Here is a 16,268-nt window from a genome sequence, read left to right on the forward strand (position 1 = left end):
GTAGCGTGACGATGACGACACCCGAAAAGGGAATGCCGGCGGTGGTGGGACTTCCCTACGCTGCTGCGCATGCTGCTACGAATGTCCACCTTGCTTCTCAAGACCCTGCGTGAGGAGCTGGCGGACGCGGAGGTGCCGAGCCATCGGCTGCTGCTGCGCGCCGGGTTCATCCGTCGCGCCGCCCCGGGTGGTTACACCTGGCTCCCGCTCGGCAAGCTCGTGCTCGACCGGGTCATCGCGGTTCTGCGGGACGAGATGACCGCCGTGGGCGGGCAGGAGGTGTCGTTCCCGGCGCTGCTGCCGCGCGAGCCGTACGACGTCAGCAACCGGTGGACCGAGTACGGCGACGACATCTTCACGCTGCGGGACAGGCGCGGTGGCGACTACCTCCTCGCGCCCACCCACGAAGAGATGTTCACGCTGCTGGCGCAGGACATGACCAGCTCGTACAGGGATTTCCCGCTGCTGCTGTTCCAGATCCAGACGAAGTACCGTGACGAGGCCCGGCCCCGGGGCGGGCTGCTTCGGGGGCGCGAGTTCCTCATGAAGGACGCGTACTCGTTCTCGCTCTCCTCTGCCGGGTTGGAAGAGGTCTACGCCGAGATGCGCGGGGCCTACGAGCGGGCCTTCGCCCGGCTGGGGTTGTCGCACACGATCGTTTCCGCCGTGTCGGGCGCGATGGGCGGGTCGGCGTCCGAGGAGTTCCTGGCCGAGTCCGAAGTGGGCGAGGACACGTTCGTCGGCTGCACCGCGTGCTCCTATGCCGCCAACACCGAGGCGGTTGTCTTTCAGTCACCAGTCTCACATGCGCAGCACCCGCCGATGGAGGTGCACGACACCCCGGACACCCCGACGATCGCCTCGCTGGTCGAGCTCGCCAACGCGCGGGCGCTCGGCGGGCGTACGGACTGGACGGCGGCCGACACCCTCAAGAACGTGGTGGTCACCGTGCACCGGCCAGGCGCCGACGACGAGGTGCTGGTCATCGGCGTGCCCGGTGACCGCGAGGTCGACCTCAAACGGCTCGACGCCTCGCTGGCGCCCGCCACGGCCACACTGTTCGACGACTTCGCGGCGCGGCCCGACCTGGTCAAGGGTTACATCGGACCGCAAGGCATCAAGGCCCGTTACCTGGCCGACCCGCGTGTCGCGCCCGGCACGGCCTGGCTGACCGGGGCGAACGAGCCGGGACGGCATGCGATCAACGTGGTGGCGGGCCGCGACTTCGAGATCGACGGCACCATCGAGGCGGCCGAGGTGCGCGCGGGCGACCCCTGCCCGGCCTGCGGGTCGGGGCAGCTGACCATTCGCCGGGGCATCGAGATCGGGCACATCTTTCAACTCGGCCGCCGATACACCGACGCGTTCAAGGTCGACGTGCTCGGGGTAGACGGCAAACCCGCGCGGCCGACCATGGGGTCGTACGGGATCGGGGTGTCACGGGCCGTTGCGGCGATCGCCGAACAGCATCACGACGAGCGGGGGCTGCTCTGGCCGGACGAGGTGGCGCCGGCCGACGTGCACATCGTGGCGGCGGGCAAGGACGGGCAGGTGGCGGCGGCCCTTGCGCTTGCCGAGGAGCTGGTCGCGTCGGGACTGCGGGTGCTGGTGGACGATCGGCCCAACCTGTCGGCCGGCGTGAAGTTCACCGATGCGGAGCTGATCGGCGTCGCCCGGACGGTCGTGGTCGGACGCCGGCTGACCGAGGGATTCGTCGAATTTCGCGACCGCCGCACAGGGGAACGAAATGACGTGGCAAGGACGGACATACCACGTGTAATCGCTACTTCACTCGGGTAACTCCAGTCCCAACGGAGGTGTATGCGCATGGGCAGGCCGCTGGTCACGTCGGTCGCCGAGGTGATGACCCGGCAGGTGGTCTACCTGCCGGAGGCGACGATGCTCGACGAAGCCGCGCAGGTGATGCGCGACCGCAGCATCGGCGACGTCGTGGTGACCCGAGGGCCGACGATGATCGGTGTGGTCACCGACCGGGACATCGTCGTGCGGGCCATCGCCGAGGACCTGCCGCCCAAGACGACGTCGCTGGGGGAGATCACGTCCCACGAGCTGATCATGGTTGAGCAGTCGGCGACCGTGGACGAGGCGGTGCAGGCCATGCGCGAGCGGAATGTGCGGCGGTTGCTGGTGTGCGACGCGGACCGCAAGGTGGTCGGGATCCTGAGCCTGAGCGATGTCGCCCTGCTCCCGAGCTCGACTGCGGCCTGAGACCCCATTCCCGTACGCGGTCCCGGCCCGTTCCCCGTACGCGGTCGCGGCTTGTTCGTGCGCGGGGTCGCGATTCATTCGGTACGGGGTCGCGGTTCGTTCGGGGCCGACATCGGGTTATTTCCGTACGGGGCCCGGGCTTTGATCTTGTACGGGGGCGTTGCTCGCTTTTGCGCGTTAGGGTCGGAGCCGTGACCGACATGCCCCCGAAACTCGCCGAGATCGTCGACGAGTTCGCCTCGGCGCCGCGTGAGGTGGTGCTCGAGATGCTGCTCGAGTTCGCCGACGCCATGCCGCCGCTGCCGCCCGACATGGCCGGGCACGACGGCATGGAACAGGTGCCCGAATGCCAGACCCAGTTCTTCCTCAAGGCGACAGTGCGTCCCGACGACACGGTCGAGGTCTTTTTCGACTGTCCGCCCGAGGCCCCGACCACCCGCGCCTTCGCCGGCATCCTGGCCGAAGGCCTCGAGGGAGCGAAAACCGCCGAGATCCTCGCCGTTCCCGACGACCTTTACGCCCGCATGGGCCTGGCCCAGGCGATCAGCCCGCTGCGCATCCGGGGCGGCACGGCCATCCTCGCCCGGCTCAAACGTCAGGTGGGCGCGCAGCTCGCCGCTCTTCCCTGAGTCAGCTGCCGTGGACATTCAGGTGTGGTCCGATGCCGTCTGCCCCTGGTGCTACCTCGGCAGACGCCGCCTCGAACGGGCGATCACCCGCCTCGGTCAGCCGGTGTCCGTGACGTTCCGGGCGTTTCAGCTCGACCCGTCGCCGGTGCCGAACGGTGTGCCGATCAAGGAAGCGCTGGCCGCACAGCTGGGTGACCGGGCGCGCGCCGAGCACATGTTCGCCCACGTCACGGCCATCGCCGCCGGTGACGGGCTGGCACTCGACTTCGGCCGGGCGATCGCGGCCAACACGTTCGACGCTCACCGCTTGCTGGTCTGGGCCGCGGGGCAGCAGCGGCAGGTCCAGATGCTGGAGGTGCTGCAGCGGGCGCACTTCAGTCTCGGCCTCGACATCGGTTCCCGGGCCGTGCTGGCCGAATTGGCCCGCTCGATCGGGCTCGACGCCACGGCTTACCTCGCCTCCGAGGCCGGCACCGGCGCCGTCGAGGCGGATCTCGCCGAGGCCCGTGAGCTCGGCATCACCAGCGTCCCGTTCCTGATGATCGACGGGAAGTACGCGGTGCAGGGTGCGCAGGCGCCGGAGACGCTGGTGGAAGCCTTGACCGAAATCGCCCGGCGCGAGGCGTTGGACGCCGGCTTCCACGTCGTCGACCCGGCCTCCGCGCCCTAGTCCTCGGCCGCCACGGCGGGTCTACCGCCACCCGCAACGCCGCGGACTCCTTCGCGTTGCGGTGGCCTCGTGGGACGTTGCTCGCGCTACCACCCAGGCCCCTCGTCGCGACGTCACGCCCCCCGCACCGCACACGTAGCTCTCGATCGATGGCGTTCCACGTGAAACGACATCGATCGACATCGCTCCCTACCCGATCGGTTTGGCCAGGTCTTCGATCACTTCGGCTCCCGGCAGGGCGCCGAGGGCCGGCCCAGCAATGGCGATCTTGCTGTGGCGTACGCCCGAACCGATGATCACGTGCGGGGTGGCGGCCACGCGTGAGTCGACCAGGATCGGCCAGTCGACGGGCAACCCGATCGGGGTGATCCCGCCGTACTCCATACCCGTGATCCGCACCGCGTCCTCCATCGGCGCGAAGCTGCACTTGCGCACGTTCAAGCGCCGGCGCACCACACCGTTCACGTCGGCGCGCGTCGTGGCCAGCACGATGCACGCTGCGTACCGGGTCTCGCCGTCCCGCTTGCCCGCAACGATCACGCAGTTCGCCGAGACGTCCAGCCCCACGTCGTACGCCTCACAGAACGCCGCCGTGTCCGCCAGTTCCGCGTCGATCGGCGCCACCATGACCTGATCCGCGTCGATCGGCGCGTCCTCCGGCCATACCGTCAGGGCCTTGGCGACAGGACCGGCCAGCAGGTCGGTGCGGGTTTGAGCGGGCTCGAGCTTCAAGGTTCCCATCACGCCCGCAATCCTTACCCAATACCGGGCCTGCAGGTAGCCCTCCCACGAACGGATCCCCGCGGGCGCCATGCCCGCAACACACTGTCATCACGGCCCCACGAGTCGCTGTGATGCCCGCCATTGATCAGGCGCCGGACGTGAACCGACCGCTCGGCGCCACTCACGCCGGCGAGGGAGTCGTCACCCTCAAGGAAATCCGGAGCAACCAAGTTGTGACGTGGGTTGCTCACATCCTCAGGAAGCAGCGTTCCCTGCCGACCATCGAATGATGTGAGGGAGCGTCGGGAAGGCCGGGTTGGAACCGTCAGCGGGCTGGCAGTACTCGTGGGTGGCACGGCCCTGGCGGCATCGATCGGCGGCGATCACCAGTCGCTGTACGCGTCGCTGTTGCTGGGCGGCCTGGCCCTCGGTCTCGGCCATTCGCTCCTCGAGGAGATCAAGCGCCAGGCTCGCCGCACGTCGGCCACCTGGTCCCGCTCCGACTCCACCAACGTTGTTGTGCTCGGTGCCGGGGCCGAGGTCGCGCTGCTCGCCAGCATCCTGGTGCTGCACACGCCCGCGACCCGCGCTGTGGGCCTGGTGCTGGCCGTCGCTTACGCGGCCGCGTGCGGCTACTTCGTCACCGAGCGCCGCCGGGCTGTCGCCGACGCCAAGGCCGCGAGAGATACGAGGTCAGCGGCCACAGGCGTCGAGGAGCACTTCCCGACTTTGGAACTCGGCGTGATCTCCCCGCCCTCCCCCACCTCCACCGCCGTTTTCAGCGATTCGGGCCAACCGGACCGCAGCCCGTACGAGCACATGGCCGCTCCCGTCCACGACATCGACGCCACCGGCACCGTCGTGCACAGACGCCACCCCGCCGGCAGTGGCCACGCCCCCACCGCAGCTCACCCGACACAGGGACGCATCTCAGCAGCTCACCCCACCCCAGCTCACCCCGCAGGCGGTTCCACGCGACCGCTCTCCCCCGGCCAGGCGACCCACAGCCACCCGGCCTGCCACACGCACCCGGCCTGCCACAGCCACCCGAGCCCGCACAGCCACCCCAGCCCCTGCCACCCCAGCCCGCACAGCCACCCCAGCCCCCACAGCCACCGGAAACCCAGCAGCCACGGCCCACAGAACCACCCACCAACAGCCACGCAACCATCGCACGAGCACCCGACCGACAATCGCCGGAAGCCCCCTCCGGGCACGCATCAGCGCCCGCCCTACGACGACAATCACCGCGCAGCGCTCGTCCCTCAAGGGCATCCGGCCGATGGCCGCCCAACACCCAGGGCCGCCACCCAGAGCTCGGCCAACGACCGCCCCTTGTCCCTGCCGACCGGCCACGACCGTCCGGTGGCGCACGCCCCCGCCGCCCACGTCTTCGCCGGTGTCCCCGACACCGCACAAACTAGCGACGCCGCCTGACATTCGGCCCCACTCGTCCACAGGCCGCCCCGAGTTATCCACAGGACCCGGTGTCTTCCCAGGTCAGGAGCCGGGAATCAGCTCAGCTCGGCAGCACCACGATCAACGGAGGGACGGGGACACCACCGGATGTCGGCAGCTCAGGGGCCGGCAACCAGTCGAGCCCCAGCATCTCCGGCCCGAAGCCGTCGTCGACGCCGATGCGGGGCTCGCCGTCGGCCACCTTCACGGCGAACACCGAGGTCATACCCGACGGGTACGGCATCTCGAGCACGTAACGGGCATCGCTGACCACCAGGCCGGTCTCTTCGAAGACCTCACGCCGGACGGCCTCCTCCGCGGTCTCCCCCGGTTCGAGGCCACCACCCGGCAAGGTCCACCACTCACCGCCACCGGATCGCCGACTACGTTCGTGCACCATCAGTACACGGCCGTCCCGGACGATCACGGCAGCGGCCCGTTTTCGTTCGCTCACGTGACGCAGGCTAACCGGCCCCGCACCCGTTCCGCATGACTACCCGAACGCCTGTGGCTAACGTCCGATTCGTTCCAGGGCAACGGATGCGGCACCGGACAGTGAGGACGGTCCGAAACAGATCAGACGGCGTAGTCACTCCGCGTAGGTTGCATGTCACTCGCTCCGTCACGGTGATCCTTCACGGCGAGCACCTGATTGATCCCGATGCGCGACTGTTCGAACGCCAGCGCCGAGGCCGCCATGTACAACCGCCACACGCGAGCGCGTCCGGGTGAGGTCAGCCGTACGGCCGTCGACCAGTCCGCCTCCAGGTTGGCGACCCAGGCCCGCAGCGTACGGGCGTAATGCTCCCGCAACGCGTGCACGTCGCGTACTTCGAAACCGGCTTGTTCGAGGAGGGTGATCGTCGTGCCGACCGGCGACAGCTCCCCGTCCGGGAACACGTACGCGTCGATGAAGCTGCGCGGCTGGTGCGGCTGTCTCGCCGGCAGGTGCACGCGTGAGATCTGGTGGTTGAGCAGCCGCCCGCCCGGCTTGAGCTGTGAATACAGGATGGCCGCGTACTCCGCGTACGGCTCGGCGCCGACGTGCTCGGCCATGCCCACGCTGGAGATCGCGTCGTACGGCCCGTCCTCGAGATCGCGATAGTCCTCGATCCGGATCTCCACCTGCCCGGTCAGCCCCGCCTCGGCGACCTGCTTGCGGGCGTACTCGGCCTGTTCGGCCGAGAGTGTGATCGCGACGACTTGCACCCCGTACTCGCGGGCGGCGTGGATGGCCAGGCTGCCCCAGCCACAACCCACATCGAGCAGGCGTTGCCCGGGGCGAAGGCCGAGCTTGCGGCAGATCAGGTCGAGTTTGTCGCGCTGCGCGTCGGCGAGCCCGTACCCGGGTGCGTCGGAGGTCCAGTACGCGCAGGAATACACCATGCTCGATCCGAGCACGAGCTGGTAGAAGCTGTTGCCGACGTCGTAGTGGTGGCTGACGGCCTCCCGGTCGCGGCGCTTGCTGTGCCGGGCGCCGGTGACGACCGCCTCTTCCGGCGGGGGCTTGGGCTGGGTGCCGAGCACACCGAGACGTACGAGGTCGCCGGCAATGGCTCTGATCGGGACGTCCTTGACGTCGGGCGGGCGCCAGACCAGCGCGGCCAGCCGGTTGAGCGCGTCGTACAGATCGCCTTCGACGTCGATCTCGCCGGCCACGTACGCGCGCGCGAGCCCGAGTTCGTTGGGCTGCCACATCAGCCGGCGCAACGCACGGCGGTGACGGATGACCAAGACGGGGGCTTCGGTGGGACCGGCCGTCGAACCGTCCCACGTCCGAAGCCGTACGGGCAGTGGGGTTTGCAGCATCGCCTCGAGGACATGCCGGACTTTTGCCGCAGTCGTAGTGGGGTGGGGGATCGTGGTTGCCATGGGAACCTCCCGGGCGCAGCTCGCGCGACCGAATCACGGAACCGATTCACTATCCGCCCGGCGCGACGAATTGCATAAGGACATTTTTTAGTTTTGTGATGGAGGGAACACGACGCGCACTCATGCGCGTCAGACCGCTCTCATGACCCGCTCGAGTCTCGCCAGGGGCAGGGGCCGGGCCTGGTCATGACGGCTTTCGGCCAGCGCGTCGAGCACAGCGCGACGTTCCCTTTCGGACAGTACGCCGGCAAATGGTGACGCGGCTCGCAACCGGACCGCGTATTGCGCCGGCGAGGTTAGCGCGTCCAGCACCGCGGCGGGTTCTCCGGCCAGCAGCACCTCCCACCGGTCGAGCCACTCCCACGCGCTGCCGCCGTGGTGCAGGCGGCGGAGGCGACGAATGTTGATCTCGGCCGTGGCCAGCACCGCGGCGGGGTGCGCGGTGAGTCGTGCGGCGATCGCCTGGTGCAGCCACAACTGTTCGAGTTCCTCGCGCGACAGCACCGGGTGGATCAGCGCCTCCACGTCGGCCCGCCGCACCCGCCGTTGCGAGCCGATGCTCACGTACGGGAGCAGTCCGCGCGCGCAAAGGTCCAGCACTCGCCGCCGCGAGAACCTCAGCAGGATCGCGGCCTCACCGATGGTGAGCAGATCGCCCGTGCGCATCGTCACACGTGGATGTTGGCGCGACCGCGGTGACCGTGCAACAACCGAACGGCTATTGACTCTTTCGCTGACCGGTCGGGACCTCGCTGAACAAGTACGTCCGTTCTTCCAACATCCCCAGATCAACCCGTACGCCGGTGATCCGCTCGGCCAGCGCGAGAGCCCCCGCCGCGGGGTCCCCACCGGCCCCGATCCCGGCCGCCGCGACAGCGCCCGCCAGCTCAGCAGCCCTTTTCCCGGTACGCCGTTCGGGCGCCCACGGGTCGAAGTCGAGTCCCGTTTGCTGGTCCTCCAGCACCAGAAACCGCCCGCCCTCACCGGCCGCTTTGTAAACGCAGACCACCGTCGTCCCCGCCGACAAGGCCCGCAGCAGTTCGCCGACGCGCCCCAACGTCCCGTTGTCCTCGATCACCAACGTCCAGGAGTCATCGAGCCGCGAAATCCCGACGTAGAGCTTCTCGACCACCCCGCGCTGCCCGTCCCCCGCCCCCACAAGCTGCCGCCACCCAATGCGCTCAAGCTCTTTCGCCCCCATCCGCTCAAGCACCTGAGCCGGCCGCACTTCCCGAACCCACACGAAGCTGAACCCTTTACGCAGATCGGCCAGCTCGGCGAACCAGGCGTAGTCGGCAGCCACGGCCTCCCTGGCCGCCGCCACTTCCGACGGCCACGCCGACGCCGAAGGCGACGCACCGCGAGACGGGGTGTCCCGAGACCCACACCCCGCCACCAGCCCACCAACCACCAACGTCAACATTCCCCGCCGTCGCACCGCGCCAGTAGATCAAACCCCGGCCACCCGCGCGCCCCCCGCCCGCTCACGAGCCTTTCCTGCGCGGCGGTCCCACCGCAGAAACACAAAAATCCCCCCGGCCACCCGGAGGGATTTCAACGCTTCGGTGGAGCCCAGGGGACTTGAACCCCTAACCCCCGCCTTGCAAAGGCGGTGCTCTGCCAGTTGAGCTAGGGCCCCCAACACCCCAACCGCTTACCGCAGGTCAGGCGCCGTGGTCGCCTCATGCCACAACGCCCGCTCATCACTGGACGCCTTGACCTTCTTGAAGATAAGCGCAGCGGCCCCCACTACACCAGCCACAATCAGGAGCTTCTTAATCATCAGACGCCTCCATGAAGTGGCCGCCAGGCCACGATTTACGGCCGTGAGAAGAGCCGAAAGAGTGGGCACCGTAACGTGGGGTTTCAGGGGGCTCGGCCCCCTGAGCCAGCATGACGAGCGTCCCCGGTCTGCGCTTTCCGCAGACAGGGGACGCCGACGCTCGTGGGGCTAGCTGGAATCGAACCAGCGACCTCAGAGTTATCAGCTCTGCGCTCTAACCGACTGAGCTATAGCCCCTCAAGTGCGACACCGAAGGTTACCGCACAGGGTTGGGAGCCACCAAAACGGGGTGGCTCCCTGACCCGTACGCGTTGCTCAGTCCCGCTCGGCCAGGGTCAGCTCGACCCCGCCCACCAGGTCGGCGCAAACGTTGTAGATGAACGCGCCCAGGGTGGCAAGCGCGGTGAACAGCACCACGTTGACCGCCCCGATCAGCATCGACGTGCCGATCACGCCCCACGCGGTGATCTGGAAGCCACCGCTGGAGGACGAGCCTTCGCTTCCGGTGGCCGTCACCAGTTCCTTGAGGCTCGTGTTGACCTCTGTCCAGACACCCATGGCGTCGAGGGCGAGGTAGAGCACCGACGTGGCCACGACCACGACGATGAACAGCACCACAGACACAGCGAACGAGAACTTCATCACGGACCAGGGGTCGATCCGCTTGAGGTTGAGCCGGGCCCGCCGGGGTCCGCGCGCGGCCGCCGACGTGACCGTGGACCGTGCCGACCGGACCGCCTCGGTGACCCGGGCCGCACCGACCGCGGCGGAGCCGGTGGCGCCGGCCGGACCGCCGGTGGTGGGACGCGCCGGCGGTTTGCCGGTGTCGCCGCCGGGCCGCTGCTGCGGGCCGGCGGGGGCGCCGGGTTTGTTCCCGGCCGGCGGCACACTGACCCGGCCCGACGTGCTGCCCGGGGCAGCACCTTTGCCTTTCGTGACGGTTGGCACACTGGCCGAGCCCTTCACGGCCCCACCGGGCCGCTTCGAGTCGGGACCGTCATGGTCGGCGGCCGGCTCACCCGGCGGCGGGGCCATGCCCGGCGCACGGGTGAACTTGGGCGTGGCCGGGGCATCGGCGGGGGCGGCCGCGCGACCTGCGGCGTCACGTCCGTTCGGGGCGGCGCCGTCCTTCTTGGCCGCCTCGTTCGGAGTCGCTGAGCCTCCCGTGGCCCCCGACTTCGCCTGTGTCTCCGGCATCAACTAGTCCTGTTCGTCAGGCTCGTCGGCATTGCGAGCAAGCGCCACGATGGTTACACCTTCTGGGAGGTCCATCAGCTTGACCCCCATTGTGTTCCGATCCCGCGTGCGCCGTACAGGCTTCACGGGAGTCCGGATGACACCACCATTGCTGGTGATGGCAAATAGTTCATCCTCCGGGTCGATCACGAGAGCCCCCACCAGTCCACCACGGCGTTCCGTGATCTTCGCGGTGAGGACGCCCTTGCCGCCCCGGCCCTGCACGGGATACTCCTCGATCGGCGTCCGTTTCGCATACCCACCATCGGTGGCGACCAACACATCCATGCCCTCGCGGACCACTTCCATGGCCAGGAGTTCGTCGCTTCCGCTGAAGCGCATGCCGATGACACCCGAGGTGGCCCTACCCATAGGACGCAGCGCCTCGTCGGTTGCGTTGAATCGGATCGCCTGGGCGTTCTTGGAGACGAGCAGAAGATCGTTCTCCGGTGCCGCCAGCGTCGCGCCCACCAACTCGTCGTCCTCCCGCAGGTTGATGGCGATGATGCCACCGCTGCGGTTGGAGTCAAATTCCTCGAGCCGGGTCTTCTTCACGAGCCCATTCTTGGTGGCGAGCACAAGGTACGGCTCCACCTGGTAATTCGGGATCTGGATGACCTGGGCGATGTGCTCGTCGGGCTGGAACGCGAGCAGGTTCGCGACGTGCTGCCCCTTGGCCACCCGGGCCGCCTCGGGCAGCTCGTACGCCTTGGCCCGATAGACCCGGCCCTTGTTGGTGAAGAACAGGATCCAGTCGTGGGTCGAGATCACGAAGAAGTGCGAGACGATGTCGTCCTGCCGCAGCGTGGCACCGCTGACACCCTTGCCGCCGCGCTTCTGCGAGCGGTACAGATCGACCTTCGTACGCTTGGCATATCCCGTACGTGTGATCGTCACCACAACGTCCTCGCGCGTGATGAGGTCCTCCATCGAGACCTCGCCATCGAACGGGATGATTTGAGTGCGTCGCTCGTCGCCGTACTTCTGGACGATCTCGCCGAGCTCCTCGGAGACGATCGCGCGCTGCCGCTCCGGCTTGGCCAGGATGTCCTTGAGGTCCGCGATCTCGATCTCGATCTTCGCCAGCTCGTCGATGATGCGCTGACGTTCGAGGGCGGCCAGCCGGCGCAGCTGCATGTCGAGGATCGCGGTGGCCTGCACCTCGTCGACGTCGAGCAGCTGCATCAGGCCCTGACGCGAGTCCTCGACCGTGGGCGAGCGCCGGATCAGGGCGATCACCTCGTCGAGCATGTCGAGCGCCTTGACCAGACCGCGCAGGATGTGGGCGCGCTCCTCGGCCTTGCGCAGGCGATAGGCCGTACGCCGGCGGATGACCTCGATCTGGTGGTCGACGTAGTAACGGATGAACTGCGCGAGGTTGAGCGTGCGCGGCACCCCGTCCACCAGCGCCAGCATGTTGGCGCCGAACGTCTCCTGCAGCTGGGTGTGCTTGTAGAGGTTGTTCAGCACCACCTTGGCGACCGCGTCCCGCTTGAGGACGAGGATCAGCCGCATTCCCGTACGCCCGGACGACTCGTCCCGGATGTCGGCGATGCCGGTGAGCTTGCCCTCCTTGACCAGCTCGGCCACTCGCTCGGCCAGGTTGTCCGGGTTGACCTGGTAGGGCAGCTCGGTGACGACCAGCTGCGGCCGGCCGCGCGGGTCCTCCTCCACCTCGACCACCGCGCGCATGCGGATGGAGCCGCGACCCGTCCGGTACGCGTCCTGGATCGCCTGCTTGCCCACGATGAGGCCGTAGGTCGGGAAGTCGGGGCCCTTGACGATGTCGAGCAGCGCCTCGAGCGTCTCGGGCTCGTCGGCCTCGGGGTGGTCGAGCACCCACTGCACGGCGGCGGCGATCTCGCGCAGGTTGTGCGGCGGGATCTTGGTGGCCATGCCGACGGCGATGCCCTCGGAGCCGTTGACCAGCAGGTTCGGGAAACGCGCGGGCAGGATCGTCGGCTCCTGCGTACGCCCGTCGTAGTTGTCCTGCATGTCGACGGTGTCCTCGTCGATGTCCCGCAGCATCTCCATGGCGAGCGGCGAGAGCTTCGACTCGGTGTACCGCATGGCGGCCGGCGGGTCGTTGCCCGGCGAGCCGAAGTTGCCGTTGCCGTCGATCAGGGGGTAGCGCAGCGACCACGGCTGGCCCATGCGCACCAGGGCGTCGTAGATCGACGAGTCGCCGTGGGGGTGGTAGTTGCCCATCACGTCGCCGACGACACGGGCGCACTTGACGTAGCCGCGGTCGGGCCGGAAGCCGGAGTCGTACATCGCGTAGAGAATCTTGCGGTGCACGGGCTTGAGACCGTCGCGGACGTCGGGCAGCGCGCGGCCCACGATCACGCTCATCGCGTAGTCGAGGTAGGAGCGCTGCATCTCGACCTCGAGGCCGACGGGCTCGACCCGCTGGGCCACGGCGCCGGTGTCCGGGGCCTCGTCGCCGTCGGGCGTCTCGGGAGTGTCAGTCACTGTTAACCCTTACTCAAGGTGAAACCAGACATGTACGGCGAAAACTACGCATCCTGCTGTGGATAACGTTGTGGAAAGCGCCGGGACGCTGTGGATACAGCGCCCCGGCAGCCATCTAGATATCGAGGAACCGCACGTCCTTGGCGTTGCGCTGGATGAACGAGCGCCGCGCCTCGACGTCCTCGCCCATCAGCACGCTGAAGAGCTCGTCAGCCACCGCGGCGTCGTCGAGCGTCACCTGGCGTAGCGTCCGGGTGGCCGGGTCCATCGTCGTGTCCCACAGCTCGTGGAAGTTCATCTCGCCCAGACCCTTGAACCGCTGGATGTCGTCGGGCTTGGCGTTCGGCTTCTTCTGCTGGCGCAGAGCGATCAGACCGTCACGCTCACGGTCGGAGTACGCGTACTGCGCGTCGTCGCCGCGCTTGTTCCACTTGATCTTGTAGAGAGGCGGGGCGGCCAGGTAGACGTGGCCCATCTCGACCAGCGGCCGCATGAAGCGGAACAGCAGGGTGAGCAGCAGCGTCTGGATGTGCTGGCCGTCGACGTCGGCGTCGGCCATCAGCACGATCTTGTGATAGCGCAGCTTGGCGACGTCGAAGTCCTCGTGGATGCCGGTGCCCAGCGCGGTGATCAGCGACTGGACCTCGTTGTTCTTGAGCACCCTGTCGATGCGGGCCTTCTCCACGTTCAGGATCTTGCCGCGGATCGGCAGGATGGCCTGAATGCGGCTGTTGCGGCCCTGCTTGGCCGAGCCACCGGCCGAGTCGCCCTCGACGATGAACAGCTCCGACTCGCGCGGGTCGGTCGACTGGCAGTCGGCCAGCTTGCCCGGCATCGAGCCCGACTCCAGCAGCGACTTGCGGCGGGCCAGCTTGCGGGCCTGCTGCGCGGCGATCCGGGCCCGGGCCGCCTGGTCGGCCTTCGTGATGATCGACTTCGCCTCGGCCGGATTGCGGTCGAACCAGTCGGCCAGCTGCTCGTTGGCGACCTTCTGCACGAAGCTCTTCATGTCGGTGTTGCCGAGCTTGGTCTTGGTCTGGCCCTCGAACTGCGGGTTGGCCAGGGTGACCGAGATGATCGCGGCAAGCCCCTCGCGGATGTCCTCACCGGAGAGGTTCTGATCGCCCTTGAGCAGCTTCTTGTCCTTGCCGTACCGGTTGACGACACCGGTCAGCGCGGCCCGGAAGCCTTCCTCATGGGTGCCACCCTCGTGGGTGTTGATGCGGTTGGCGAACGTGTAGACCGATTCGCCGTACGACTCGTTCCACTGCATCGCGATCTCGACCGCCATGCGGGCCTCGTTGTCCTCGGCCTGGAACTCGACGACGGTCTTGTGGATGGCGCTCTTGGTGGCGTTCAGGTGCCGTACGAAGTCGGCGATGCCGCCCGCGTACATGAAAGTGACCTTGCGCGGCTCGCCGTTGTCGTCGGCCGACTCGGCCCGCTCGTCGGTGAGGTTGATGGTCAGGCCCCGGTTGAGGAACGCCATCTCCTGCAGGCGGCGGTAGATCGTCTGCCAGTCGAACTCGACCGTCTCGAAGACCGTCGGGTCGGGCCAGAACTGCACCATCGAGCCGGTGGTGCTCGTGGTCTCGCCCTTCTCGAGCGGACCCGGCTTGGACGCCGTGTAGTGCTGGCGCCACACGTTGCCCGACTTGTGGATCTCCACGAACATCTTGCTGGAGAGCGCGTTCACGACCGACACGCCGACGCCGTGCAGACCGCCGGAGACCGCGTACGCCTTGCCGTCGAACTTGCCACCGGCGTGCAGCACGGTCAGCGCGACCTCGACGCCCGGCTTCTTGAGCTTGGGGTGCAGGTCGACCGGGAAGCCGCGGCCGTTGTCGGTGACCGAGACACCGCCGTCGGCCAGCAGAACCACGTCGATGGTGTCGCAGTAGCCGGCCAGCGCCTCGTCGACCGCGTTGTCGACGACCTCCCAGACCAGGTGGTGCAGACCGCGTTCGCCGGTGGAGCCGATGTACATGCCCGGACGCTTGCGTACCGCCTCCAGGCCCTCCAGCACGGTGATCGAATCAGCACCGTATTTCTCGTTCTCTGCCACCCTCGGCCACTTTCTCGTGAGAGGGCCCTGACGAGCCCCGCACGGGGTCGGCGGGCGCGCGGCGGGCGGCGGCAGGCAGGGTTAGCCACAGGCGACAACCCGCGGGGAGGAGCGAGCGGACCACCGGTGGAACCGTGCACGCCGGTCGCCGCGGCAGGCCCGCGGATCGTGATCGGCTGGAAAAACCGCGTAGCGTGACGGCACGAGTCCGTTTCGTCCTTGACGGGACCGAACCGTGACCGTCGCGCAGAGGTTTTCCCGGTCTTCGTCGATTCTACTCCGCCGAATCGAGTTCGCGAGGGTGCGGCACCCCTTCCGGGTGCCTGAGATTGCCACAGACGCGTTGAGGGCCGCTCCCAAGTCTCCCCCTACACGGAACGGGGGGCCCACGCAACGGCAAGTGATCCGGCGGTCGATCGCTGGGGCGCGCCTTCCGCGGGCCGCCGCCACGCACTGCGACACTGCCTCCCGGCGGCAGGGGTTCGTGTCGTAACCTCTGCCCGCGCGGGCCGGTGATGGCCGGAAGGTCGCGACGCAGGTCGAGGAGGGGTGGCCCCCACATGGCGCACGACAAGGGGCTGGACAACGTAGCGGTGCACTGGCCGCGAACGAATCAGTACTACGACCCGGTGGCTCCCGCCGAGTTCGTCGACTTCGGGGCGATCGCCGACGCGCCCGAGATCGCCGCGCCCACCGGAGCCTTGGCGCTGCACATCGCCAAGACCGGCACGGTGCGCGCCACGGCGTACACGGAACTGGTCGATCTCCTGCTCGGGCTCGACGGTGTGCTCTACGCCACCGACGCCGCCGCCGAGGACGAGGACCCGGTGATCGACCCGGACGGCTGCGCCTGGATCGCGGGCGGGCTGGAGCGCTTCGTCGAGGGCCACGAGAAGCACGGCGACCTGGTCACCTTCGACACGGTGGCCCAGGTCATGCGCGACGCGGTCGCCTCCGGCCGGCTCGCCGAGCAGCAGCTGCGGTGGCTCGACCAGCGCCTGTCCGCCCTGCGCGACGACGCCGGCAACGCTCCTCACTGGAGTTTCGCCCGCTCCGAGCTGGCGATCCTGGCCGGCTTCTACCGCCGCTGCGCCGAACGGGGCTACGCCGTTTTCGCGGACTACTGACGCG

Annotated in this window: 15 protein-coding genes and 2 tRNA genes; 6 read left to right on the forward strand and 11 right to left on the reverse strand. The window is 68.3% G+C overall.

The features are described 5' to 3' along the window. Nucleotides 1-69 precede the first annotated feature (69 nt). The 4 genes from C8E87_RS15640 (at nucleotide 70) to C8E87_RS15655 (ending at nucleotide 3,528) form a co-directional block, all read left to right on the forward strand. Nucleotides 70-1,800, forward strand: a complete 1,731-nt coding sequence (locus C8E87_RS15640) for a proline--tRNA ligase (protein ID WP_133873780.1) — start codon at nucleotides 70-72, stop codon at nucleotides 1,798-1,800. A gap of 27 nt (nucleotides 1,801-1,827) precedes the next feature. After that, nucleotides 1,828-2,229, forward strand: a complete 402-nt coding sequence (locus tag C8E87_RS15645; RefSeq protein WP_133873781.1) for a CBS domain-containing protein — start codon at nucleotides 1,828-1,830, stop codon at nucleotides 2,227-2,229. Between the two features lie 191 nt (nucleotides 2,230-2,420). Continuing rightward, nucleotides 2,421-2,858 carry a SufE family protein gene (locus C8E87_RS15650; RefSeq protein ID WP_133873782.1) on the forward strand — a complete coding sequence of 146 codons (438 nt, stop codon included), beginning with the start codon at nucleotides 2,421-2,423 and terminating at the stop codon, nucleotides 2,856-2,858. Nucleotides 2,859-2,868: 10 nt separating this feature from the next. Continuing rightward, nucleotides 2,869-3,528 (forward strand): DsbA family oxidoreductase, encoded by a 660-nt coding sequence (locus C8E87_RS15655; protein ID WP_133873783.1) that lies wholly within the window; start codon nucleotides 2,869-2,871, stop codon nucleotides 3,526-3,528. 189 nt (nucleotides 3,529-3,717) lie between these two features. On the opposite strand, the gene C8E87_RS15660 is transcribed toward C8E87_RS15655, so the two are convergent. Beyond that, nucleotides 3,718-4,269, reverse strand: coding sequence for a YbaK/EbsC family protein (locus C8E87_RS15660; RefSeq protein WP_133876847.1), 552 nt, complete (start codon nucleotides 4,267-4,269; stop codon nucleotides 3,718-3,720). Between the two features lie 327 nt (nucleotides 4,270-4,596). Between C8E87_RS15660 and C8E87_RS15665 the strand changes: the two genes are divergently transcribed. Then, nucleotides 4,597-5,688, forward strand: a complete 1,092-nt coding sequence (locus tag C8E87_RS15665; RefSeq protein ID WP_133873784.1) for a hypothetical protein — start codon at nucleotides 4,597-4,599, stop codon at nucleotides 5,686-5,688. 82 nt (nucleotides 5,689-5,770) lie between these two features. Here the strand turns inward: C8E87_RS15665 and C8E87_RS15670 are convergent, their stop codons facing one another. The 10 genes from C8E87_RS15670 to gyrB form a co-directional block, all read right to left on the reverse strand. Then, nucleotides 5,771-6,163, reverse strand: coding sequence for an NUDIX domain-containing protein (locus C8E87_RS15670; RefSeq protein WP_133873785.1), 393 nt, complete (start codon nucleotides 6,161-6,163; stop codon nucleotides 5,771-5,773). A 122-nt stretch (nucleotides 6,164-6,285) separates the two neighbouring features. Next, nucleotides 6,286-7,581, reverse strand: a complete 1,296-nt coding sequence (locus tag C8E87_RS15675) for a class I SAM-dependent methyltransferase (RefSeq protein WP_133873786.1) — start codon at nucleotides 7,579-7,581, stop codon at nucleotides 6,286-6,288. Between the two features lie 129 nt (nucleotides 7,582-7,710). Next, on the reverse strand, nucleotides 7,711-8,247 hold the full coding sequence (locus tag C8E87_RS15680; protein WP_133876848.1) for a helix-turn-helix domain-containing protein: 537 nt from the start codon (nucleotides 8,245-8,247) through the stop codon (nucleotides 7,711-7,713). Between the two features lie 52 nt (nucleotides 8,248-8,299). Beyond that, entirely contained in the window at nucleotides 8,300-8,884 is a 585-nt protein-coding gene (locus C8E87_RS15685; protein WP_133873787.1) for a DUF6461 domain-containing protein, read from the reverse strand. A gap of 263 nt (nucleotides 8,885-9,147) precedes the next feature. Beyond that, a tRNA-Ala gene (locus C8E87_RS15690) sits at nucleotides 9,148-9,220 on the reverse strand. 15 nt (nucleotides 9,221-9,235) lie between these two features. Next, complete coding sequence (locus C8E87_RS45550) at nucleotides 9,236-9,364, reverse strand: DLW-39 family protein (RefSeq protein WP_239080660.1); 129 nt, start codon at nucleotides 9,362-9,364, stop codon at nucleotides 9,236-9,238. Nucleotides 9,365-9,527: 163 nt separating this feature from the next. Continuing rightward, nucleotides 9,528-9,601 (reverse strand) — tRNA-Ile (locus C8E87_RS15695). Nucleotides 9,602-9,679: 78 nt separating this feature from the next. Beyond that, complete coding sequence (locus C8E87_RS15700; protein ID WP_133873788.1) at nucleotides 9,680-10,561, reverse strand: DUF3566 domain-containing protein; 882 nt, start codon at nucleotides 10,559-10,561, stop codon at nucleotides 9,680-9,682. 3 nt (nucleotides 10,562-10,564) lie between these two features. After that, entirely contained in the window at nucleotides 10,565-13,072 is a 2,508-nt protein-coding gene (gene gyrA / locus C8E87_RS15705) for a DNA gyrase subunit A (protein ID WP_133873789.1), read from the reverse strand. A gap of 115 nt (nucleotides 13,073-13,187) precedes the next feature. Then, entirely contained in the window at nucleotides 13,188-15,137 is a 1,950-nt protein-coding gene (gene gyrB / locus C8E87_RS15710) for a DNA topoisomerase (ATP-hydrolyzing) subunit B (protein WP_133873790.1), read from the reverse strand. 560 nt (nucleotides 15,138-15,697) lie between these two features. On the opposite strand from gyrB, the gene C8E87_RS15715 reads away from it, so the two are divergent. Beyond that, nucleotides 15,698-16,264: a hypothetical protein gene (locus tag C8E87_RS15715; protein WP_133873791.1), complete on the forward strand. Its 567-nt coding sequence runs from the start codon at nucleotides 15,698-15,700 to the stop codon at nucleotides 16,262-16,264. Nucleotides 16,265-16,268: the final 4 nt, after the last annotated feature.

It is taken from the genome of Paractinoplanes brasiliensis (assembly GCF_004362215.1).
GTDB lineage: Bacteria > Actinomycetota > Actinomycetes > Mycobacteriales > Micromonosporaceae > Actinoplanes > Actinoplanes brasiliensis.